18 protein-coding genes are annotated in these 23,638 nt (G+C 60.8%); 16 read left to right on the forward strand and 2 right to left on the reverse strand.

Features of this window, described 5'->3' with window-relative positions; translation table 11 throughout:
- Positions 1-17 precede the first annotated feature (17 nt).
- The 14 genes from dksA (at position 18) to AWU82_RS26125 (ending at position 19,232) form a co-directional block, all read left to right on the forward strand.
- Complete coding sequence (gene dksA, locus AWU82_RS26060) at positions 18-461, forward strand: RNA polymerase-binding protein DksA (RefSeq protein ID WP_039771633.1); 444 nt, start codon at positions 18-20, stop codon at positions 459-461.
- 83 nt (positions 462-544) lie between these two features.
- Positions 545-1,441 (forward strand): tRNA glutamyl-Q(34) synthetase GluQRS, encoded by an 897-nt coding sequence (gene gluQRS / locus AWU82_RS26065; protein WP_064382066.1) that lies wholly within the window; start codon positions 545-547, stop codon positions 1,439-1,441.
- 77 nt (positions 1,442-1,518) lie between these two features.
- A complete protein-coding gene (locus tag AWU82_RS26070; protein ID WP_003176118.1) occupies positions 1,519-1,695 on the forward strand; it encodes a hypothetical protein in 177 nt (58 codons plus the stop codon).
- On the forward strand, positions 1,679-4,633 hold the full coding sequence (locus tag AWU82_RS26075) for a sensor histidine kinase (protein WP_190241530.1): 2,955 nt from the start codon (positions 1,679-1,681) through the stop codon (positions 4,631-4,633). Before AWU82_RS26070 ends, AWU82_RS26075 begins: the two co-directional genes overlap by 17 nt.
- 22 nt (positions 4,634-4,655) lie before the next feature.
- Positions 4,656-6,092, forward strand: coding sequence for a sigma-54-dependent transcriptional regulator (locus tag AWU82_RS26080; protein ID WP_011335968.1), 1,437 nt, complete (start codon positions 4,656-4,658; stop codon positions 6,090-6,092).
- A gap of 735 nt (positions 6,093-6,827) precedes the next feature.
- On the forward strand, positions 6,828-8,228 hold the full coding sequence (locus AWU82_RS26085; protein WP_064382068.1) for a polynucleotide adenylyltransferase PcnB: 1,401 nt from the start codon (positions 6,828-6,830) through the stop codon (positions 8,226-8,228).
- 3 nt (positions 8,229-8,231) lie between these two features.
- Positions 8,232-8,717 (forward strand): 2-amino-4-hydroxy-6-hydroxymethyldihydropteridine diphosphokinase, encoded by a 486-nt coding sequence (gene folK, locus AWU82_RS26090; protein WP_064382069.1) that lies wholly within the window; start codon positions 8,232-8,234, stop codon positions 8,715-8,717.
- A gap of 320 nt (positions 8,718-9,037) precedes the next feature.
- Positions 9,038-9,838 (forward strand): 3-methyl-2-oxobutanoate hydroxymethyltransferase, encoded by an 801-nt coding sequence (gene panB, locus AWU82_RS26095; RefSeq protein ID WP_064382070.1) that lies wholly within the window; start codon positions 9,038-9,040, stop codon positions 9,836-9,838.
- Entirely contained in the window at positions 9,835-10,695 is an 861-nt protein-coding gene (gene panC, locus AWU82_RS26100; RefSeq protein ID WP_007959604.1) for a pantoate--beta-alanine ligase, read from the forward strand. Before panB ends, panC begins: the two co-directional genes overlap by 4 nt.
- A 346-nt stretch (positions 10,696-11,041) precedes the next feature.
- Positions 11,042-12,706, forward strand: a complete 1,665-nt coding sequence (pgi, locus tag AWU82_RS26105) for a glucose-6-phosphate isomerase (protein ID WP_064382071.1) — start codon at positions 11,042-11,044, stop codon at positions 12,704-12,706.
- Positions 12,707-12,820: 114 nt separating this feature from the next.
- Positions 12,821-14,758: an acetate--CoA ligase gene (acs, locus tag AWU82_RS26110; RefSeq protein WP_064382072.1), complete on the forward strand. Its 1,938-nt coding sequence runs from the start codon at positions 12,821-12,823 to the stop codon at positions 14,756-14,758.
- Between the two features lie 100 nt (positions 14,759-14,858).
- Complete coding sequence (locus AWU82_RS26115) at positions 14,859-15,875, forward strand: class I SAM-dependent rRNA methyltransferase (RefSeq protein ID WP_064382073.1); 1,017 nt, start codon at positions 14,859-14,861, stop codon at positions 15,873-15,875.
- A 109-nt stretch (positions 15,876-15,984) separates the two neighbouring features.
- Positions 15,985-18,936, forward strand: coding sequence for a DUF748 domain-containing protein (locus AWU82_RS26120; RefSeq protein ID WP_064382074.1), 2,952 nt, complete (start codon positions 15,985-15,987; stop codon positions 18,934-18,936).
- Positions 18,936-19,232, forward strand: coding sequence for a DUF2845 domain-containing protein (locus AWU82_RS26125; protein ID WP_064382075.1), 297 nt, complete (start codon positions 18,936-18,938; stop codon positions 19,230-19,232). The genes AWU82_RS26120 and AWU82_RS26125 overlap by 1 nt, the downstream gene beginning before the upstream one ends.
- 166 nt (positions 19,233-19,398) lie before the next feature.
- Here the strand turns inward: AWU82_RS26125 and AWU82_RS26130 are convergent, their stop codons facing one another.
- Positions 19,399-19,755, reverse strand: coding sequence for a BON domain-containing protein (locus tag AWU82_RS26130; protein ID WP_011335977.1), 357 nt, complete (start codon positions 19,753-19,755; stop codon positions 19,399-19,401).
- Positions 19,756-20,053: 298 nt separating this feature from the next.
- Positions 20,054-20,491, reverse strand: coding sequence for a pilin (locus tag AWU82_RS26135; RefSeq protein ID WP_064382076.1), 438 nt, complete (start codon positions 20,489-20,491; stop codon positions 20,054-20,056).
- A 226-nt stretch (positions 20,492-20,717) separates the two neighbouring features.
- On the opposite strand from AWU82_RS26135, the gene pilB reads away from it, so the two are divergent.
- Together pilB and AWU82_RS26145 are read left to right on the forward strand one after the other, a co-directional pair.
- A complete protein-coding gene (gene pilB, locus AWU82_RS26140) occupies positions 20,718-22,418 on the forward strand; it encodes a type IV-A pilus assembly ATPase PilB (RefSeq protein WP_064382077.1) in 1,701 nt (566 codons plus the stop codon).
- Between the two features lie 2 nt (positions 22,419-22,420).
- Positions 22,421-23,638 carry a type II secretion system F family protein gene (locus AWU82_RS26145; RefSeq protein ID WP_064382078.1) on the forward strand — a complete coding sequence of 406 codons (1,218 nt, stop codon included), beginning with the start codon at positions 22,421-22,423 and terminating at the stop codon, positions 23,636-23,638.

The raw sequence follows: 23,638 nt of genomic DNA on the forward strand, positions 1-23,638 counted from the left end.
TAGAGGCGGTCCATTTCATGCCCACCCAAGCAAAGCAACAGGCAAGTCAGACACTCAGCGGTTTCGAACCTTACGTCCCTAAAGAGGGCGAAGAGTACATGGGCGCGCCTATGCGTGCGCATTTCACCAAGATCCTGACCAAGTGGAAACTCGACTTGATGCAGGAAGTCGACCGCACTGTTGATCACATGAAAGACGAAGCGGCCAACTTTCCTGATCCGGCCGACCGTGCCAGTCAGGAAGAAGAGTTCGCCCTCGAGCTGCGCGCCCGCGACCGCGAGCGCAAACTGATCAAGAAGATCGACAAGACCCTGCAACTGATCGAAGACGAAGAGTACGGCTGGTGCGACTCTTGCGGCATCGAGATCGGCGTCAAGCGCCTCGAGGCCCGTCCGACTGCCGACATGTGTGTCGACTGCAAGAACCTGGCGGAAATCAAGGAAAAGCAGGTCGGCAAATAATCCCTACCTGAACGAAAAACGGAGCGTGCGAACGCTCCGTTTTTGTTTCTGCCGTTTTTTACTCTTCAAGTAACATCGCCCTCATGACTGCCAACTCCTCCCCCGCCTACATTGGCCGCTTCGCCCCGACCCCCAGCGGGCACCTGCACTTCGGTTCGCTGGTCGCCGCCCTGGCCTCTTATCTGGACGCACGCTCGGTGGGCGGCCGCTGGCTGGTGCGCATGGAAGACCTCGATCCGCCCCGTGAAGAGCCAGGCGCGCAAGCGGCGATTCTCAAGGCGCTGGAAAGCTACGGCTTCGAATGGGACGGCGAGATGGTCCGCCAGAGCGATCGGCACGAAGCCTACGCCCAAGTGCTCGACAGCCTGTTCAATCACGGCCTGGCGTACGCCTGCACCTGTTCGCGCAAACAACTGGAGCCGTACCATGGCATTTATCCGGGACTGTGCCGCAACGCCGGCCATGAGCCGGAAAATGCCGCGATCCGCCTGCGCGTACCGGAGCTCGAATACCACTTCATCGACCGGGTGCAGGGCGAATACCGCCAGCATCTGGGCCGCGACGTGGGTGATTTCGTGATCCGCCGCCGCGACGGCCTCTACGCTTACCAACTGGCGGTGGTACTGGACGACGCCTGGCAAGGCATCACCGACATCGTGCGCGGCGCCGATCTGCTTGACTCCACGCCGCGCCAGCTCTATCTGCAGGAACTGCTGGGCCTGCGCCAACCGCGCTATCTGCATCTGCCACTGATTACCCAACCGGACGGTAACAAGCTCGGCAAATCCTATCGCTCGCCACCGTTGGAAGCCGATCAGGCCACGCCATTGCTGCTGCGGGCCTTGCGTGCACTGGGGCAAAACCCGGGGCCCGAACTGGCCCACGCCTCGCCGCAAGAGCTGCTGAAATGGGGTAGTGCCCACTGGGACGCGACGAAGATCCCGCGCACACTGACCCTGCCCGAAGCGCAACTGCTGTGACGACACTTGCAGTGGCGCGCCCATCCGTTACCATCGCCGCACGTTTTCGGGCACGCGCATAAAAAAGAGAGGCCGGGATGTACATCTATCGCTTGGTCCTGCTTCTGGTCGTGGGGATCTACCTGTTTTCTCCCGCCATCATGGATTGGTGGATCGACGCCACGGGCGCCTGGTATCGCCCTTATCTGCTCTGGCTGATCCTGATTGTCGTGACCTTCATCCTGCAGAGCCAAAAAGATGCCGATGAGCTTTAGCCTGACCCAGATGCTGCTGATCAGCGCCGCCTACCTGGCCGCGTTGTTCGGCGTGGCCTGGATCAGTGAACGGGGCATGATCCCGCGGGCGATCATTCGCCATCCGTTGACCTACACCCTGTCGCTGGGGGTCTATGCCAGTGCGTGGGCGTTCTATGGCACGGTCGGTCTGGCCTATCAGTACGGCTACGGTTTTCTGTCCAGTTATCTCGGGGTATCCGGGGCGTTTCTGCTGGCGCCGGTGCTGCTGTATCCGATCCTCAAGATCACCCGCACTTATCAACTGTCGTCGCTGGCGGATCTGTTCGCCTTCCGCTTCCGCAGCACCTGGGCCGGTGCACTGACCACAATTTTCATGCTGATCGGCGTCTTGCCGCTGCTGGCGTTGCAGATCCAGGCCGTGGCCGATTCCATCGGCATCCTCACCGGCGAACCGGTACAGAACCGCGTGGCCCTGGCGTTCTGTGCGCTGATCATTCTGTTCACGATTTTCTTCGGCTCCCGTCACATCGCCACCCGTGAAAAGCACGAAGGGCTGGTGTTCGCGATTGCCTTCGAATCGGTGATCAAACTGGCGGCCCTCGGTGGCGTCGGCCTCTATGCGCTGTACGGTGTATTCGACGGCCCGCAACAGCTTGAACTGTGGCTGCTGCAGAACCAGACCGCCCTCGCCGCCCTGCACACGCCATTGCAGGAAGGCCCGTGGCGCACGTTGCTGCTGGTGTTTTTCGCCTCGGCGATCGTGATGCCGCACATGTATCACATGACTTTCACCGAAAACCTCAACCCGCGCTCGCTGGTCAGCGCAAGCTGGGGCCTGCCGCTGTTCCTGCTGTTGATGAGCCTGGCCGTGCCGCTGATTCTCTGGGCCGGCCTGAAACTCGGGGCCACCACCAATCCGGAATACTTCACCCTCGGCATCGGCATCGCCGCCAACAGCAAGTCGCTGGCGTTGCTGGCGTATGTCGGTGGTCTGTCGGCGGCCAGCGGCCTGATCATCGTCACCACACTGGCGCTCTCGGGCATGGCCCTGAACCATCTGGTGTTGCCGCTTTACCAGCCGCCGGCCGAGGGCAACATCTATCGCTGGCTGAAATGGACCCGCCGGGCGCTGATCGTCGCGATCATCATGGCCGGTTTCTGCTTCTATCTGATGCTGGGCGCCGAGCAGGACCTGGCCAACCTCGGCATCGTCGCCTTCGTCGCGACCCTGCAGTTCCTGCCGGGCGTGCTGTCAGTGCTGTACTGGCCGACCGCCAATCGCCGCGGCTTCATCGCCGGTCTGCTGGCGGGGATCGTGGTGTGGGTGGTGACCATGCTGTTGCCGCTGGTCGGCAATCTGCAGGGTTTCTATATTCCGCTGCTGAACATGATCTACGTGCTGGACGACACCAGTTGGCACATGGCGGCCATCGCCTCGCTGGCGGCCAACGTCCTGATGTTCACTCTGATTTCGTTGTTCACCAATGCCAGCCCCGAAGAGGCCAGCGCCGCCGAAGCCTGCGCGGTGGACAACGTGCGACGCCCGCAACGCCGCGAATTGCACGCCGCTTCGCCGCAGGAATTCGCCACGCAACTGGCCAAGCCGCTGGGCGCCAAGGCTGCGCAGAAAGAAGTCGAACAGGCCCTGCGCGACCTTTATCTGCCGTTCGACGAACGCCGTCCCTATGCCTTGCGCCGCCTGCGTGACCGGATCGAAGCCAACCTCTCCGGCCTGATGGGTCCGAGCGTCGCCCAGGACATGGTGGAAACCTTCCTGCCCTACAAGGCCGGCGGCGAAAACTACGTCACCGAAGACATCCACTTCATCGAAAGCCGCCTCGAGGATTACCACTCGCGCCTCACCGGCCTGGCTGCCGAACTCGATGCCCTGCGCCGCTACCACCGCCAGACCTTGCAGGAACTGCCGATGGGCGTCTGCTCGCTGGCCAAGGATCAGGAGATCCTGATGTGGAACAAGGCCATGGAAGAACTGACCGGGATTGCCGCGCAACGGGTGGTCGGCTCGCGCCTGAGCACCATCGCCAATCCGTGGAAAGAATTGCTGCAAGGTTTCATCAACCTGCCCGACGAACATTTGCACAAGCAGCACCTGGCGCTCGACGGCCAGACCCGTTGGCTGAACCTGCACAAAGCAGCGATCGACGAGCCGCTGGCACCGGGCAACAGCGGCCTGGTGTTGCTGGTGGAAGACCTGACCGAAACCCAGATGCTCGAAGACAAACTGGTGCACTCCGAGCGCCTGGCCAGCATCGGCCGACTCGCGGCGGGTGTGGCCCACGAAATCGGCAACCCGATCACCGGCATCGCCTGCCTTGCGCAAAACCTGCGCGAAGAGCGCGAAGAGGACGGTGAGCTGACGGAAATCAGCGGCCAGATCCTCGAACAGACCAAACGCGTGTCACGCATCGTCCAGTCGCTGATGAGCTTCGCCCACGCCGGCAGCCATCAGCACAGCGACGAGCCCGTCTGTCTGGCGGAGGTGGCCCAGGACGCTATCGGCCTGCTGGCCCTGAACCGGCGCAATTTCGAAGTGCAGTTCTACAACCTGTGCGATCCCGACCACTGGGTCGAAGGCGATCCGCAGCGGCTCGCCCAGGTGCTGATCAATCTGCTCTCCAACGCCCGTGACGCCTCGCCTGCCGGCAGTGCGGTGCGGGTCAAGAGCGAAGCCGGCGAACACACGGTCGATCTGATCGTCGAAGACGAAGGCAGCGGTATTCCATCGAGCATCATGGACCGATTGTTCGAACCTTTCTTCACCACCAAGGATCCTGGCGAAGGCACCGGTCTGGGCCTTGCACTGGTCTATTCCATCGTTGAAGAGCATTATGGACAAATCACCATCGACAGCCCGGCTGATGTTCAGAGCCAGCGCGGCACCCGTATCCGGGTGACATTGCCGCGCCATGTCGAAGCGACGTCCGCTGTGAACTGAGACCGTCGAGAGTATCGAATCAATGCCGCACATTTTGATCGTCGAAGACGAAACCATTATCCGCTCCGCCTTGCGCCGCCTGCTGGAACGCAACCAGTACCAGGTCAGCGAAGCCGGTTCAGTGCAGGAAGCACAAGAACGCTTCAGTATTCCCACATTCGATCTGATCGTCAGCGACCTGCGTCTGCCGGGCGCTCCCGGCACCGAGCTGATCAAGCTCGGCCAGGGCACACCGGTGCTGATCATGACCAGCTACGCCAGTCTGCGCTCGGCGGTCGACTCGATGAAGATGGGCGCGGTGGATTACATCGCCAAGCCTTTCGACCACGATGAAATGCTTCAGGCTGTCGCGCGGATCCTGCGCGATCGCCAGTCGGCGCCTGCTGCCGGCGAAGCAGCTCCCGCGAAATCGGCCAATGGCAGCGGCAAATCCGCCATCGACAACAGCAATGGCGAGATCGGCATCATCGGTTCGTGTCCGCCGATGCAGGATCTTTACGGCAAGATCCGTAAAGTCGCGCCGACCGATTCCAACGTATTGATCCAGGGTGAGTCCGGTACCGGTAAAGAGCTGGTGGCCCGTGCCCTGCACAACCTGTCGAAACGCGCCAAGGCGCCGATGATCTCGGTGAACTGCGCCGCCATTCCGGAAAGCCTGATCGAGTCCGAACTGTTCGGTCACGAGAAAGGCGCGTTCACCGGTGCCAGCGCCGGTCGCGCCGGTCTGGTGGAAGCGGCGGACGGCGGCACGCTGTTCCTCGACGAAATCGGCGAGTTGCCGCTGGAAGCCCAGGCTCGCCTGCTGCGCGTGTTGCAGGAAGGCGAAATTCGCCGGGTGGGCTCGGTCCAGTCGCAAAAGGTCGATGTTCGCTTGATCGCGGCGACCCACCGCGACCTCAAGAGCCTGGCGAAAATCGGCCAGTTCCGTGAAGACTTGTACTACCGCCTGCACGTGATCGCGTTGAAACTGCCGGCCCTGCGCGAACGCGGCGCCGACGTCAACGAAATCGCCAATGCGTTCCTCGCTCGTCAGAGCGCACGCATCAACCGCACCGACCTGAAATTTGCCGCCGATGCCGAACAGGCGATCCGGCACTACTCCTGGCCAGGTAACGTGCGGGAGCTGGAAAACGCCGTCGAGCGCGCGGTGATTCTGAGCGAAAGCCCGGAAATCTCTGCCGACCTGCTGGGCATCGACATCGAGCTGGGCGATCTGGAGGACGACGAATTCATCGGCCTGCCGGCGCAACCGGCCGGTAACGCCAGCAACAGCAGCCACGAGCCGACCGAAGACCTGTCACTGGAAGACTACTTCCAGCATTTCGTGCTCGAGCATCAGGACCACATGACCGAGACCGAACTGGCGCGCAAACTGGGCGTCAGCCGCAAATGCCTGTGGGAGCGTCGTCAGCGTCTGGGCATTCCGCGGCGCAAGACCGGGGTCGCCAGCGAGAGCTGAACGTTACCTGTCGAGTGTGCGGGTTACCGTTGAAGAGGTGAAAAAACTGTTACCTCAGTCTTTTCACGTAACAGAAGCCGGGGTTATCGGTAACGAAACCCCGGCTTTTTTTCGCCCTGCGAAAACGGTTATATCGACCTAACCCCTTGTTTTATTGGGGTTCGAAAAAGTTGGCACGGCACCTGCTATATGTTTGGTACAAGAACAATAACAAGCAATGCACAAGACAATAAAAATAAGACGAATCGACTCACGCACAATAAAAACAAGACGGCGAGAGGCGTAGCTAACTGATTCTTTTGGAGAGGCGTTGTATTTGGGGCTAGCCCCACGACCAGGCCGAGAACAACAAAAACTGTCTTAAGACAGAGCCTGTACTGGTTGGATCGCAAGATCACTGCAACACAGCGACCAAAGCAATCCGTTTGCTCTTGGCTCCCGATTGGGAGGGTCATGAAGGAAAAGCTTCATGGCGAGGGCACTCAACAAAAACAAGAAGCCCGAATCAATAATAAAAAGAGCACGCAACTACTTCTTGGGGAGCTTCGGCTCCCCTTGTAGTTTCTTCTTCCCGGCAAATTCCCCCCTTCTGACGCATCCACACCCCCTCTAGCCTGCGGCTTGCAGCGCAAAACGGCAGCGTCCTACACCATCCCTCGACTAAATGCTAGAATCCCGGCCCATCATGCGGTCATTCTCTGGTATGGCCGAACATTCCTTCAAACAGTGCATCCCATGCTGAAGAAGCTGTTCCAGTCATTCCGAACTCCCCTGCGTCGTACGCAACACATCCGTAGCACGCCTGAAGTCCTCAACAGCGGCCAACATTCGCTGCAGAAGGCGCAATTCAGCCGTTACGCGGTCAACATCGTCGAACGTCTGCAGGGCGCCGGCTACCAGGCCTACCTGGTTGGCGGTTGCGTGCGAGACATGCTGTTGGGCATCACGCCCAAAGACTTCGACGTCGCCACCAGCGCCACCCCCGAGCAGGTTCGTGCCGAATTCCGCAATGCGCGGATCATCGGCCGCCGCTTCAAGCTGGTACACATCCATTTCGGTCGCGAAATCATCGAAGTCGCGACCTTCCGCGCCAATCACCCGCAAAACGAAGACGACGAAGACAGCAACCAGTCTTCGCGCAACGAGAGCGGGCGCATTCTGCGTGACAACGTCTACGGCACCCTGGAAGAAGACGCGCAACGCCGCGACTTCACCATCAACGCCCTGTATTACGATCCGGTCAGCGAGCGCATCCTCGACTACGCCAACGGCGTGCACGACATCCGCAATCACCTGATCCGTCTGATCGGCGACCCGAAGCAACGTTACCAGGAAGACCCGGTGCGGATGCTGCGGGCCGTGCGTTTTGCCGCCAAGCTCAATTTCGGTATCGAGAAGCATACCGTCCAGCCAATCCGCGAACTGGCGCCGATGCTGCGCGAGATCCCGTCGGCTCGCCTGTTCGAGGAAGTGCTCAAGCTGTTCCTCTCCGGTCATGGCGCCATCACCTTCGAGATGCTGGTCGACCTGCAACTGTTCGCGCCGCTGTTCCCGGCCAGTGCCGATGCGCTGGAACACAACCCGGAATACACCCACACGCTGATCAGCGAAGCCCTGACCAACACCGACCTGCGGATCAAGCAGAACAAACCGGTGACCCCGGCGTTCCTGTTCGCCGCGCTGCTGTGGCCTGCCCTGCCGGCCCGCGTGTTGCGTCTGCAAGAGCGCGGCATGCCGCCGATCCCGGCGATGCAGGAAGGCGCTCACGAACTGATCGCCGAACAGTGCCAGCGCATCGCGATTCCAAAACGCTTCACCATGCCGATCCGCGAGATCTGGGACATGCAGGAACGCCTGCCACGCCGCAGTGGCAAGCGTGCCGACCTGTTGCTGGACAACCCGCGCTTCCGTGCCGGCTACGACTTCCTGCTGTTGCGTGAAAGCGCCGGTGAGCAGACCGATGGCCTCGGCGAATGGTGGACTGACTATCAGGACGCCAACGACAGCGAACGTCGCGACATGATCCGCGACCTCAGCGGTAAGGGTGATGACGCCAGTGGTGCACCGCGCAAGCGTCGTCGCAGCAGCGGTTCCAAGCGCAAGCGCGCTGGCGCACCGAGCACCACGGGCGAATAAGGCATGGAACGCATCTACATCGGCATGGGCAGCAACCTGGCTGACCCGGCCGAACAACTGCGCAGCGCGGTCGACGCACTGGGGCAATTGCCCGACACCGAGCTGGTCGGCGTCTCCGCGTTTTATCAGAGCGACTCCCTGCTGCCGGGCCAACCGCGTTACACCAACGCGGTCGCCGCACTCGACAGCACGCTTGCCCCGCTGGATCTGCTCGATGCCTTGCAGGCGATCGAAAACGATCAGGGCCGCGAACGCCTGGAGCGCTGGGGCCCGCGCACGCTGGATCTGGACATTCTGTTATTCGGTGATCGCCTGATCGATGAACCTCGCCTGAAAGTCCCGCATTACCACATGCAGGAACGCGCGTTCGTTCTTTATCCCCTGGCCGAACTGGCGCCCGATGATCTGCGTCTGGCCGATGGCCGTGCTCTTGCCGATCTTCTCGCCGCCTGCCCGTTCGTCGGCCTCGAACGCCTCTCTCACGCCTGACACAAACCGTTGATGCGGGAGCCTATCGGCTCCCGCTTTTTGCGTTCTTGTAGGACAAAAAACCCGCAGATCAGGCCCGCCGGCCCGCTGAATCGCATCAGTAACGCCGGTAACACTCCCCTCGTAACAATGCGGTAACACATGCAATTGACTTCCTGAGGCCTCATCACGACTATAGGCGTCCCGCTGCCGCCAACCCGGCATACAAGGGCGCAATCCAGGCCTTATAAGCACGACAAAAGAGCGTGCGCCTGAATAGATGACGAATCACGCGCGTTACTCGCAGTAGTTTCCAGAGCGCCTGAACGAGGATTTCTTACATGCCAGCCATCACCCTGACCACGCTCCAGAGCCTCAAGCAGAAAGGTGAAAAGATCACCATGCTGACCTGCTATGACGCGACCTTCGCCCACGCCTGCAACGAGGCCGGTGTCGAAGTGCTGCTGGTGGGCGACTCCCTCGGCATGGTCCTGCAGGGTCACGACAGCACCCTGCCGGTGACCACCGCAGAAATGGCCTACCACGTTGCCAGCGTCAAACGCGGCAACTCTGATGCCCTGATCCTGGCCGACCTGCCGTTCATGGCCAACGCCACCCTCGAACAAACCATGACCAACAGCGCCCTGCTGATGCAGGCCGGCGCGCACATGGTCAAGGTCGAAGGCGCCTTGTGGCTGGCGGACTCGATCCGCCTGCTGGCCGAACGCGGCGTGCCGGTCTGCGCTCACATGGGCCTGACCCCGCAAGCCGTGAACATTCTCGGTGGCTATAAAGTGCAGGGTCGCAACGAGAACCAGGCACGCCAGATGCGCGCCGACGCGATCTCCCTGGAGCAGGCCGGCGCGGCCATGCTGCTGCTTGAATGCGTGCCGAGCGAACTGGCGGCTGAAATCACCCAGGCGGTGAAGATTCCGGTGATCGGCATTGGCGCCGGCAGCGACACCGACGGCCAGGTGCTGGTACTGCACGACATGCTCGGTCTGTCGATCAGCGGCCGTGTGCCAAAATTCGTGAAGAACTTCATGCAGGGTCAGGACAGCATCCAGTCCGCGCTGAAGACTTACGTCAGTGAAGTCAAAGCCACCACTTTCCCCGGGATCGAACACGGATTCTCTGCATGAACACCGTCAAAACCGTACGTGAACTGCGCGCCGCCGTGGCGCGCGCCCGCAGTGAAGGCAAGCGCATCGGCTTCGTGCCGACCATGGGCAACCTGCACAGCGGCCACATTGCCCTGATCACCAAAGCCACTCAGCGTGTGGACTTTGTGGTCGCGAGCATTTTCGTCAACCCGCTGCAGTTCGGCGCCGGCGAAGACCTCGACAAATACCCGCGTACCCTGGCGGCAGATCAGGAAAAACTGCTGGAAGCCGGATGCGATCTGCTGTTCGCCCCGACTGTCGAAGAAATGTATCCCGACGGCATGGCCGGTCAGACCCGGGTCAGCGTGCCGCAACTGTCCGAAGGACTCTGCGGCGCCAGCCGTCCGGGGCACTTCGAAGGTGTGGCGACGGTGGTCAGCAAACTGTTCAACATGGTCCAGCCGGACCTGGCGATCTTCGGCCAGAAAGACTTCCAGCAATTGGCGGTAATCCGCGCGCTGGTACACGACCTGAACATGCCGATCCAGATCATCGGCGAGCCGACCGTACGCGCAGCCGACGGTCTGGCGCTGTCCTCGCGCAACGGTTTCCTCAGTGAAGAACAGCGCGCCGTGGCGCCAGTGGTCTATCGCACCCTGAGCAGCATTGCCGAGTCGATCAAGCAGGGCGAGCGCGACTTCCCTGCCCTGATCCAGGCGCAACGCCAGCAACTGGAAGCTGCCGGCCTGCGTCCGGATTATCTGGAAATCCGCCACGCCCTGACCCTGCGTCCGGCGACCGCAGAGGATCGTGATCTGGTGATTCTGGTCGCAGCCTTCCTCGGCACCACCCGGTTGATCGACAACCTGCACTTGAATCTCGATACCCCCGCCTGAACACCGGCAAACGCTGTGGGAGCCCCCCGCTCCCACAGCGTTTGCACGCACTTCCAGACCGTATTGCTGAGCACCTGCCCATCGGGCAAACTCCCGCCGTTCGACTCGACACCAATAGCAGGGACTGCTCGCATTACCCGCCGTTTGTCGGCCCCGTCTGTTATCAATGTTAAAAAAGTACCGAAAACAGGTCAGACAAAGCCAAGACAGATCGCGGCGCTGGGTTTACTGTATTCGCCCTGCGCCAAAGTAATCGTGTCGACGCAGTTGCCCCCTCGCCCAAACATGGCGGGGAGGTCTTTTCAGTGTTCAAAAGGCCGTTCAAGTAAAAAGGAAAACCGCAGCGATGGCGTACTACCGCACTCCTCATGACGTTACCGCTCTGCCTGCCTGGCAAGCGTTGAAAGATCACCGCCAAGCCATGCAGGATTTCAGCATGCGCGAAGCCTTCAACGCCGATCCGCAGCGCTTCAATCAGTTCACTCTCAGCAGCTGCGGACTGTTTCTCGACTATTCGAAGAATCTGATCAACGCCGAGACCCGCAACCTGCTGGTGGGTCTGGCCAATGAAGTCGATCTCAAAGGCGCGATCAAGGCGCTGTTCGATGGCGAAATCGTCAACTCTTCCGAAGGCCGCCCGGCGCTGCACACCGCCCTGCGTCGCCCGGTCGGCGACAAGCTGTCGGTCAACGGCGTCAACGTGATGCCTGAAGTACACAAGGTGCTGAACCAGATCACCGATCTCGTGGGCCGCATCCACGACGGTCTGTGGCGCGGTTACACCGAGAAGCCGATCACTGACGTGGTGAACATCGGCATCGGTGGCTCGTTCCTCGGCCCCGAGCTGGTCTCCGAAGCCCTGCTGTCCTACGCCCAGAAAGGCGTGCGTTGCCATTACCTGGCGAACATCGACGGCAGCGAGTTCCACGAGCTGACGCAAAAACTGCGCGCCGAGACCACGCTGTTCATCGTTTCGTCGAAATCGTTCAACACCCTCGAAACCCTGAAGAACGCTCAGGCCGCCCGTGCCTGGTACCTGGCTCAGGGCGGTTCGGAAGCCGAGCTGTATCGCCACTTCATCGCCGTATCGAGCAACAACGCGGCAGCCGTGGCCTTCGGTATCCGCGAAGAGAACATCTTCCCGATGTGGGACTGGGTCGGCGGTCGGTACTCGCTGTGGTCGGCCATCGGTCTGCCGATCGCGCTGGCCATCGGCATGTCCAACTTCAAGGAACTGCTGTCCGGTGCCTACACCATGGACCAGCATTTCCAGAGCGCGCCATTCGAACAGAACATGCCGGTGCTGCTGGCCCTGCTCGGTGTGTGGTACGGCAACTTCTGGGGCGCGCAAAGCCACGCGATCCTGCCGTACGACCACTACCTGCGTAACATCACCAAGCACTTGCAACAGCTGGACATGGAATCCAACGGCAAGAGCGTACGTCAGGACGGCACCGCGGTGTCGACCGATACCGGTCCGGTGATCTGGGGCGGCGTCGGTTGCAACGGTCAGCACGCTTATCACCAGCTGCTGCACCAGGGCACCCAACTGATCCCGGCGGACTTCATCGTGCCGATCGTCAGCTTCAACCCGGTCTCCGACCACCATCAGTGGCTGTACGCCAACTGCCTGTCGCAGAGCCAGGCGCTGATGCTCGGCAAGACCCTGCCGGAAGCCGAAACCGAACTGCGCGACAAAGGCATGAGCGAAGACCAGGTGCAGAAACTCGCACCGCACAAGGTGATTCCGGGCAACCGTCCGAGCAACACCCTGGTGGTAGAACGCATCAGCCCGCGTCGTCTCGGTGCATTGGTGGCGATGTACGAACACAAAGTCTTCGTGCAAAGCGTGGTCTGGGGCATCAACGCCTTCGACCAGTGGGGCGTGGAACTGGGCAAGGAACTGGGCAAGGGCGTCTACAACCGTCTGGTCGGCAGCGAAGAAACCGCCGCTGAAGACGCGTCCACCCAGGGCCTGATCAACTACTTCCGCGGCCGTCACCGCGGCTGATCCAGCCTTGAATACACCCCCTCGCCATGAGGGGGTGTTTGTTTACAGGTATTGAACCCTCCACGCTCTCGGCGCATCTTTATCCTTGTCGCACAACAAGAATAAGGAACCGTCATGTTCGATATCAGCACGTTCCCCAAAGCCGATGCCGTCCGCCGGGCTGCACAGTTGAGTCAGGACGACTACCAGCGCCTGTACCGCGAATCCATTGAACACCCCAGCACCTTCTGGGCCGAACAGGCCACACGCTTCCTCGACTGGAGCACACCGTGGCAGACCGTCCAGCGCTATGACCTGAAGACCGGCGAAGCCGCCTGGTTCGCCGGTGGCAAGCTGAACGTCAGCTACAACTGCATTGACCGTCATCTGGAAAAGCGTGGCGATCAGACCGCCATCCTCTGGGAAGGCGACGACCCCGCCGAATCGACACAAATCACCTACAGCAAACTCCATCACCACGTCTGCCGCCTGGCCAACGTGCTGAAAAGCCGTGGCGTAAAGAAAGGCGACCGGGTTTGCATCTACATGCCGATGATCCCCGAAGCCGCCTACGCGATGCTCGCCTGCGCGCGGATCGGCGCGATTCATTCGGTGGTGTTTGGCGGGTTCTCCCCGGACTCATTGCGCGACCGCATTCTCGACGCCGACTGCCGCACTGTGATCACCGCCGACGAGGGCGTGCGCGGTGGCAAATTCGTGCCGCTGAAACAGAACGTCGACAAGGCTCTGCAGAGTTGCCCGAATGTCAGCACCGTCGTGGTGGTCGAGCGCACCCAGAACAAAGTCGACTGGGTCGAAGGCCGCGACCTCTGGTATCACCAGGCCGTGCGCGACGTCAGTAACGATTGCCCGCCGGAACCGATGGACGCCGAAGACCCGCTGTTCATCCTCTACACCTCCGGCAGCACCGGCAAACCCAAGGGCGTGCTGCACACCACCGGCGGTTACCTGCTGCAAGCGGCGATGACCTTCAAGTACGTCCTCGACTACCGCGATGGCGAAGTGTTCTGGTGCACCGCCGACGTCGGCTGGGTCACCGGCCACAGCTATATCGTCTACGGCCCGCTGGCCAACGGCGCGACTACCCTGATCTTCGAAGGCGTGCCGAGCTACCCGAGCACTTCGCGGTTCTGGCAGGTGATCGACAAACACAAGGTCAACATCTTCTACACCGCCCCCACCGCCCTGCGCGCATTGATGCGTGAAGGCGCCGCGCCCTTGCAGGAAACGTCGCGACAAAGCCTCAGATTGCTCGGCAGTGTCGGTGAGCCGATCAACCCGGAAGCGTGGGAATGGTATTTCAACGTCGTAGGCGAACAACGCTGCCCGATAGTCGATACGTGGTGGCAGACCGAAACCGGCGGCATCATGCTCAGCCCGCTGGTCAGCGCCCAACGGATCAAACCGGGCTGCGCCACCCAGCCGATGTTCGGCGTGCAACCGGTGCTGCTCGATGAGCACGGCAAGGAAATCAAAGGCGCTGGCAGCGGCGTGCTGGCGATCAAGTCGAGCTGGCCGGCGCAGATCCGCAGCGTCTACGGCGATCCGCAGCGCATGGTCGACACCTACTTCAAGCCCTATCCCGGTTACTACTTCACCGGCGACGGCGCCCGCAGGGACGAGGACGGCGATTACTGGATCACCGGGCGCATCGATGACGTGATCAATGTCTCCGGCCATCGCATCGGCACCGCCGAGGTGGAGAGCGCGCTGGTGCTGCACGACAGCATCGCCGAGGCCGCCGTGGTCGGTTATCCCCACGACGTCAAAGGTCAGGGGATTTATGCGTTCGTCACACCAATGAATGGCACCGAGCCCAACGATGAACTGAAGAAAGAATTGCTGGCCCACGTCAGCAAGGAAATCGGCAGCTTCGCCAAACCGGACCTTATCCAGTGGGCCCCGGCACTGCCGAAGACCCGCTCGGGCAAGATCATGCGGCGGATCCTGCGCAAGATCGCCTGCAACGAGCTCGACAGCCTCGGCGACACCTCAACCCTGGCGGACCCGAGCGTGGTGCAGGGCTTGATCGATAAACGCTTGAACCAATAGGAGCAGCGGCAAGCGGCGAGCCTCAAGTTTGAAGCTCGCCGCTTGCCGCCAAGTTGCTGCTAAACTCTCGCGCCCCGATTCCCTCCAGCAAGGCGCCCGCATGTCTTCCTTGAACCTGGCGCTGCGCGCCGCTCTCGATCAACGCCAGGATCTGCTCGCCGAGCTGCACAGTCAGGGCACCGACTGCTATCGGCTGTTCCACGGCAGCCAGGAAGGTGCCGGCGGCCTGACCATCGACCGCTACGGCCCGCAACTGATGGTGCAAAGTTTCCACCAGACCCTGGCGCGTGAAGACCTGCTGCAACTGCACACCATGGTCAACCAGACTCTTGGTCTGGAAACCCTGCTGGTCTACAACGACCGCTCCCGTGGCAACTCGCGGATCGATCGTGAAGACAGCGTCTACCGCGCCGACGACGCCGCGCTGGCCGATCTGGTCGGCCACGAATGGGGCCTGAACTATCGCGTGCGCGGACGTCACGCCGGGCAGGATCCGCTGCTGTTCCTCGACCTGCGCAACACCCGCGGCTGGGTCAAGGATCACGCCAAGGGTAAAAGTGTGCTCAATCTGTTCGCCTACACCTGCGGCGTCGGTCTCAGCGCAGCGGCCGGCGGTGCGCGCGAGGTGTGCAACCTGGATTTCGCCGAGGGCAATCTGGCGGTGGGGCGCGAGAACGGTCAGCTCAATCCGCAACTGCCGACCATGGAATTCATCCAGTCCGACTACTTCCCGGCGATCCGCCAACTGGCCGGCCTGCCGATCAGCCAGCGTCGCGGGCAGAAATTGCCGAGCTATCAGCGCCTCGAACAGCGCCAGTACGATCTGGTGCTGCTCGACCCACCCGCATGGGCCAAGAGCGCCTTCGGCACCGTTGACCTGCTGCGTGATTATCAAAGCCTGCTCAAGCCTGCCCTGCTGACCACCGCCGAGAATGGCGTGCTGATTTGCTGCAACAATCTGGCGAAAGTCAGCATGGACGACTGGCGCGAGCAGGTGCTGCGCTGCGCCGAAAAAGCCGGGCGACCGGTACGAGAATGGAGCGTGATGACCCCGGGTCGGGACTTCCCGTCGCTGGATCAGCAGCCACCGCTGAAGACCCTGATCCTCCAGCTTTAAAAGCAATGCAGGAAATTTCCCACGGAAAAATCTGAACAATCCTGAGCACCGGCATTTGCTTCGGAACCGGAATCGCGTGCCATACTCCAAGGCACTCCGATTCAGACAGATGAAGCCGCACATGCCCAAAGGATTGATTCGCGCGATTGGCGCCCTGTTGACTGCTCTGGCCCTCTACAGCCTGCTGGGGTTCCTGATTCTGCCGGGCATTGCACTCAGGGTGGCCAACCAGCAACTGGCCAACTACGCCACGGTCCCCGCGCATCTGCAGCGTATCGAACTCAACCCGTTCAGCCTGGAACTCACGCTGTGGGGCCTGGTGATCGGCGAGCCGGGCAAGGAACAGGTCGGCTTCGAACGTCTGTACGCCAACCTGCAACTCGACAGCCTGTGGACCAAGGCCCTGCATCTGTCCGACATCGAACTGGAAAAATCCAGGACCGAGATCCTGTTCGCCAAGGACGGTCAGCTCAACCTCCTCGGCCTGTTCAAGCTCCCCGCGAGCGAGCCAACCCCGGCCGATCCCGACGCCAAACCGTTTCCGCTGCGCATCGACCGGATCCAGCTGGCCGGCGGCAACCTGCACTTCGTTGATGCGCGCCCCAGCGAGCCGATCGAATTTCTTTACGACAAGCTCGACTTCGAGCTGAAAAACCTCAGCACCCTGCCCGAAGACAACGCCGACATGACGCTCGTCGCGATCGGCCCGGCCGGTGGGCAGATCGACTGGAAAGGCAACTTCAGCCTGATCCCGATCGCCTCCGAGGGCACCCTCAAGATCACCGACGGCCAGATGAAAGCCTTCTGGCCCTACGTGCGTGATGCCGTGCCACTGGTGCTGGAAAACGGGGTCGTCAGCCTGAGCACCGACTACAAGCTCAACCTGTCCAAGGAAACCGAACTGCTGCTGAGCAATGTGGCGGTCAATATCGCGCCGTTCGCCATCAAGGCACCGGACGGACGCCCGCTGGCGAAACTCGAACGTCTCGACGTCAGCGACACCACGGTGGACCTGGCCAAGCAGCAAGTGGTGGTCGGCAAGATCCGCAGTCAGAAACTGGAAACCTGGGCGGCGCTGGAAGCGGACGGCCAACTGGACTGGCAAAAACTGTTCGCCAGCCAGCCATCGAAACCCGCTGCCAAAGCTGCAGCGGAGCCGAAAAGCACCCCGGCGGCCGCCGACTCGCCGAAACCCGAGCCGACCGCGCCGAGCAAGCCGTGGCAAGTGCTGGTCAAGGACGTGCAACTGCGTGACTACAAAGTGCATCTGGCCGACCGCTCGGCGAAGCCGGAAGTCACGCTGGATGTCACGCCGCTGAACGTCGATCTGCAAAACTTCGACAGCCTCAACGGCTCACCTTTCAACCTCAAACTCGACACCGGCCTGGGCAAGCAAGGCAAGATCAGCGCCGACGGCGTGGTCAACCTGGCCCCGGTCACCGCACAGCTCAACGTGAAAACCCAGGACATCGACCTGCGGGTCGCACAGTCCTACATCAACCCGTTCATTCGCCTCGAGCTGCGCAGCGGCATGCTCGGCAGCGACCTCAAAGTGAACCTGAAAAGCACTGACCCGCTGGCCCTCAGCGTCACCGGTCGCGCTCAGATCGATCAGTTGCACACCCTCGACACCCTGAAAACCCGCGACTTCCTCAAGTGGCAGCAAGTGGTGGTCGAAGGCCTGAACTATCAGCACGGCGACAGCCTGTCGATCGACAGGGTCAACCTGTTCCAGCCGTATGCACGGTTCATGATCAACGATGACCGCACCACCAACATCGACGACCTGCTGATCCCGCAGCCGGCCGATTCCGGGGCGAAGACCGCCGCGGCGAAACCGGCGAGCAATGACAAACCGCTGGGCATTCACATCGGTGGCATCGCGATCAACGACGGCTCGGCCAACTTCGCCGACTTCAGCCTGACCCCGAACTTCGCCACCGCCGTTCAGCAGCTCAACGGCCAGATCGGTACCATCGACAGCCGTCAGGCGAAACCGGCCAGTGTCGACATCAAGGGCAAGGTCGACCGCTATGCGCCAGTGACCATCAAGGGCGCGGTCAACCCGTTCGACCCGATGGCCAGCCTCGATATTGCTACCAGCTTCAAACGGGTAGAGCTGACCACCCTGACGCCCTACTCCGGCAAGTTCGCCGGCTACCGGATCCGCAAGGGCCGGCTCAACCTCGACCTGCATTACCTGATCACCAAAGGCCAGCTCAAGGCCGAGAACAAAGTGGTGGTCGAGCAGCTGCAACTGGGTGAGAAAGTCGACAGCCCGGATGCCGTGAGCCTGCCGCTGAAACTGGCGATCGCCCTGCTCAAGGACGTCGATGGCAAGATCTCCATCGAGCTGCCGGTCACCGGTGACCTGAACAATCCGCAATTCAGCGTCATGCCGATTGTCTGGCAGACCCTGCGCAACCTGATCGTCAAGGCCGCCGCCGCACCGTTCAAGCTGATTGGCGGTCTTGTCAGCCGTGGCGGCTCGGAAGACCTCGGCACCGTGTCCTTCGCACCGGGTTCCAGCGACCTGAGCAAAGATGCCGAAGCGGCGCTGGTGAAACTGTCACAAGCGCTGAAGGAGCGTCCCGCCCTGCGCCTGGAAATCGAAGGCACGGCGGCAAAAAGCAGTGATGGCCCGTTGCTCGCCGAACAGCGCCTGGAACGTGAATACCAGTACAACTACTACAAGATGCTCCAGCGCCGCGGCGACAAGGTGCCGGCTCAGGCTTCGCTGATCCAGGTACCGGAAAACGAAAAAGGCCCGCTGCTTGAGGGCATCTATCGCACTCGCCTGAAAACCCAGCCACCGGCCGAATGGAAGGATCTGGGCAAGGAAGAGCGCACCGCGAAAATGCGCGCCGACGTGATCAAGTTCTGGAGTTCCAGCGATGTGCTGCTGCGCCAGCTCGGTCAGGACCGTGCCAGCAGCATCAAGGACTACCTGGTGGACAAAGGCCAATTGGCCGACGATCGCGTGTACTTCATCGACGCCAATCTCGGCGAAGCGGAGAGCGACGGCCGCGTGGTGACGCAAATGCATCTGGATGCCGAGTGATGAACTGCAAATGGCTGGCTGCACTGGGGCTGACGTTGATCGCCAGCCAGGCTGCAGCGTCCGATACCCTGCGTTGCGGCAGCCAGTTGGTGAGCCTAGGCGACCGTGCCAGCGAGGTGCTGCAAAAATGCGGCGAGCCGGTCAGTCGCGATCTGCTCGGTTACAAACGCAGCGCCAACCGTCGCGAAGAGTTTCAGGTCGAGGAATGGACCTACGGCCCGAGCAACGGCATGTATCAATACCTGCGCTTTGAAGGCAGTCGCCTGAAGCAGATCAACAGCAAACGCGGCAACTGACCTCCGCGCTTTTTCCTCCTCTGAAATAGAACAGGCCCCGACACATGTGCCGGGGCCTGTAATGGCCACAATCCGTGTGGCCGTTCGCATGAACTCTAAAGTGCGGCAGACGTATTGCTCGGCCCGCCTGTCGCGTCTTCTCCCGGTCCAGGCGAGAAGTCTTGCCTTACTCGGCTTTCAGGCCGTCAGCGGAGACCGCTTTCACGCCTTTGATTTTCTTGGTGATGTTCACGGCGGTGGTTTTCTGAGCCTCGGTGATTGCTACGTCAGAGGACAGGGAAACCACACCCTTGTTGGTTTCGACTTTGATGTCGGTGCCAGGAATGCCTTTTTCGGTTACCAGGTCGCTTTTGACTTTGGTAGTGATCCAGGTATCGGAAGTAGCTTCTTTAGCCTTGGTGACTTCACCGGCAGCCAGGGTCATTGGCGCCTGAGTGGTCTGAGTCGATTGAGCAAATGCACCGGAGGCCATGGTCAGGGTCAGCGCGGTAGCAGCAGCGGCAGTGATAGCGAACTTCTTCATACGAGTAACTCCTGTTTTTCTGGAAAGTCTGCTGGTTGTCTTGTCAGCAGGGTTACCGAGGTAATTGCGAACACTGTGCCAACTTTTTCGAATTAAAAATATCCTTTAAATTCAACAAGTTAACCAAAACAGAAATTTCCGGAATCATGCAATTTGCATGACATGGCCAATATTTACATGCAAGTTGCGGCTTTTCGGAAAGTTCCTAACACCCTGAAATTATTGAAGCTTTTGTGAAGTCTCGCGCCATAAAAAATGCCCCGCAAAGCAGGGCATCTCTTGCTGTATCGCTTGAGAATCAAGCGCCGCTGCCAGGGCAACCTCTCGGCGCGTATTCATTGTTGACCGTAGAAGCACATGTCCAGACACCCGACGTGGCACCGGTGGCCGCGCCAGAGCGGGTGAGCGTAATGGTTTTACCCAGCACCGGACCTGGTGCATTAACCAGCGTACATGTAATGGTGCCAGCGCCAGTCGCCGCGGTGCCTGTAACCGTCAACGTACAGTTGGAGGTGGCGGCTGTACCGCCATTCACATTGGTTATATCCGGAGCGGTACCTTGGTTGATGGTGTCCTCGAACGGCACCTTCATCGCACTGATCTCGGCCAACCCCGCCGTCACCTTCGACCGCGCCTGATACTTGGAATACTGGGGCAGCGCCACAGTGGCCAAAATACCGATGATCGCAACGACGATCAGCAGCTCGATCAGAGTGAAACCTTGTTGTTTGTTCATAGACACGCTCCATGCATGAGTCGGAATCTCATGATCTGGAAAGTACTCAGCACAGCCCGTGCCAAGCGCTTGCAGCCCCGGTCTGCCGGGCATCATCCGGACGCCGTACCGTTTCCTACACCCCGTAGCCGCACTATCTGACACTTTTTGTCACCTGCACCCCGCGTGTTTGGCGCTGTCACTTGACTAGGCTATAAGTCATGAACGGCAAGCATGTGGAAACCCCATGAATGACATCGCTCTGAGCGGTCTGGCCAAACAACTGGTCCAGGCCGAATTGCTCACGGAAAAGAGTGCCCAGCAAGCCTGGCAACAGGCGCAGCGCAATCGCCTGTCGCTGGTCAGCTACCTGGTGCAGAACAAACTGGTGAAGAGCTGGCAGGTCGCCGAGATTGCCTCGGAGCATTTCGGCATGGCATTTCTCGACCTCAACTGTCTCGACAGGGAAACTCAGCCCAAGGGCCTGGTCAGCGAAAAACTGGTGCGCCAGCACCACGCCCTGCCCCTCTGGCGGCGCGGCAACAAACTGTTCGTGGGGATTTCCGACCCGAGCAATCATCAGGCGATCAATGACATCCAGTTCAGCACCGGGCTGAGCACCGAAGCCATTCTGGTCGAGGACGACAAGCTCACCGACGCCATCGAAAAATTCTTCGACACCCACGCCACCGGCCTGGAGGAAATGGCCGATGTCGACCTCGACGGGCTGGACATCGAGTCGGTCGACGACAGCAAACAGGACACGCTCGGCGGCATCGATGCCGACGATGCCCCGGTGGTGCGTTTTGTTCACAAGATGCTGCTGGACGCGATCAAGAGCGGCTCGTCCGACCTGCACTTCGAGCCTTACGAAAAAAACTACCGGGTGCGGGTGCGCACCGACGGCATTCTGCGGGAGGTGGCGAAGCCGCCGATTCAGCTCGCCGGGCGTATTGCCGCGCGGCTGAAGGTCATGGCCAGCCTCGACATTTCAGAACGACGCAAACCTCAGGACGGGCGGATCAAGATGCGTCTGTCGAAAAGCAAGTCGATCGATTTCCGGGTCAACACCCTGCCCACCCTCTGGGGCGAAAAAGTGGTGATTCGAATCCTCGACCCCTCCAGCGCCCAGATCGGCATTGATGCCCTCGGCTACGAGCCGGAGCAGAAAGACCTGTACATGGCCGCCCTCAAACAGCCCCAGGGCATGATTCTGGTGACAGGTCCCACCGGCTCGGGCAAGACCGTCTCGCTGTACACCGGGCTGAATATCCTCAATACCGTCGACATCAATATCTCCACCGCCGAAGACCCGGTGGAGATCAACATGGAAGGCATCAACCAGGTCAACGTCAATCCGCGCCAAGGGATGGACTTTGCCCAGGCCCTGCGCTCGTTCCTGCGTCAGGACCCGGACGTGATCATGGTCGGCGAGATCCGCGATCTCGAAACCGCCGAAATCGCGATCAAGGCCGCCCAGACCGGGCACCTAGTATTGTCCACCCTGCACACCAACAGCGCGGCGGAAACCCTCACTCGCCTGCACAACATGGGCATTCCCGGCTTCAACATTGCGACCTCGGTGAGCCTGATCATTGCCCAGCGTCTTGCGCGAAAACTCTGCAGCCATTGCAAGAAACCCATCGAGATCCCCCGCGAGACCCTGATCAAGGAAGGCTTCCCCGAGGAACGCATCGGCAGTTTCACGATCTATGAGCCCGCCGGTTGCGATCACTGCAACGGCGGGTACAAGGGTCGAGTGGGGATTTATGAAGTGGTGAAGAACACCCCCGAGCTGCAACGGCTGATCATGGCCGAGGGCAACTCACTGGAAATCGATACCCGGATGCGCCGGGACGGCTTCAACGACCTGCGCACATCGGGCCTGATCAAGGCCATGCAAGGCATCACCAGCCTTGAAGAAATCAACCGGGTCACCAAGGACTGAACATGGCGGTCAAGGCAGCAAAAATCAGCGTCTACGCCTGGGAAGGCACGGACCGCAAAGGCAGCAAGGTGACCGGCGAGTTGAGCGGCCAGAACCCCGCGCTGGTCAAGGCCCAATTGCGCAAGCAGGGCATCAACCCCGGCAAGGTACGCAAGAAGTCCGCTTCGCTACTGAGCTTCGGCCAGCGCATCAAGGCCCAGGACATTGCCCTGTTCACCCGGCAGATGGCGACCATGATGAAGGCCGGTGTGCCACTGTTGCAGTCGTTCGACATCATCGGCGAAGGCTTCGAAAACCCGGCCATGCGCAAACTGGTCGACGAGGTGAAACAGGAGGTCGCCGCCGGTAACAGTTTCGCCGCCGCGCTGCGCAAGAAGCCGCAATATTTCGACGAGTTGTACTGCAACCTGGTGGATGCCGGCGAGCAGTCCGGCGCCCTCGACACCCTGCTGGAGCGGGTTGCGACCTACAAGGAAAAGAGTGAAAGCCTCAAGGCCAAGATCAAGAAGGCCATGACCTACCCGACCGCCGTCGTGCTGGTGGCGGCGGTGGTCACCGGGATTCTGCTGGTCAAGGTAGTGCCGCAGTTCCAGGCGGTATTCTCCGGCTTCGGTGCCGAACTGCCGGCCTTCACCTTGATGGTCATCAGCCTGTCCGAATTCATGCAGCAATGGTGGTGGGCAATTCTCGGTTTGCTGGTGGCCGGTTTTTTCGGTACCCGCCATGCCCTGAAAAAATCCCAGGCCCTGCGCGACCGGCGCGACGCCTGGTTTCTCAAGCTGCCGCTGGTGGGCACATTGATGTACAAGTCCGCCGTGGCAAGGTTTGCCCGGACCTTATCCACCACCTTCGCAGCCGGCGTGCCGCTGGTGGAAGCGCTGGATTCGGTGGCCGGGGCCACCGGCAACGTGGTGTTCAAGCGCGCCGTGCTGCGTATCCGCCAGGACGTTTCCACCGGCATGCAGCTGAATTTCTCGATGCGCTCCACCGGCATCTTTCCGAACATGGCGGTGCAGATGACCGCCATCGGCGAAGAGTCCGGCGCGCTGGACGATATGCTCGACAAGGTCGCGGGGTTCTATGAGGACGAGGTGGACAACATGGTCGACAACCTCACCAGCCTGATGGAGCCGTTCATCATGGTGGTGCTCGGGGTGATCGTCGGCGGTCTGGTGGTGGCGATGTACCTGCCGATCTTCCAACTCGGCTCAGCGATCTGA

It is taken from the genome of Pseudomonas glycinae (assembly GCF_001594225.2).
Taxonomy (GTDB): domain Bacteria; phylum Pseudomonadota; class Gammaproteobacteria; order Pseudomonadales; family Pseudomonadaceae; genus Aquipseudomonas; species Aquipseudomonas glycinae.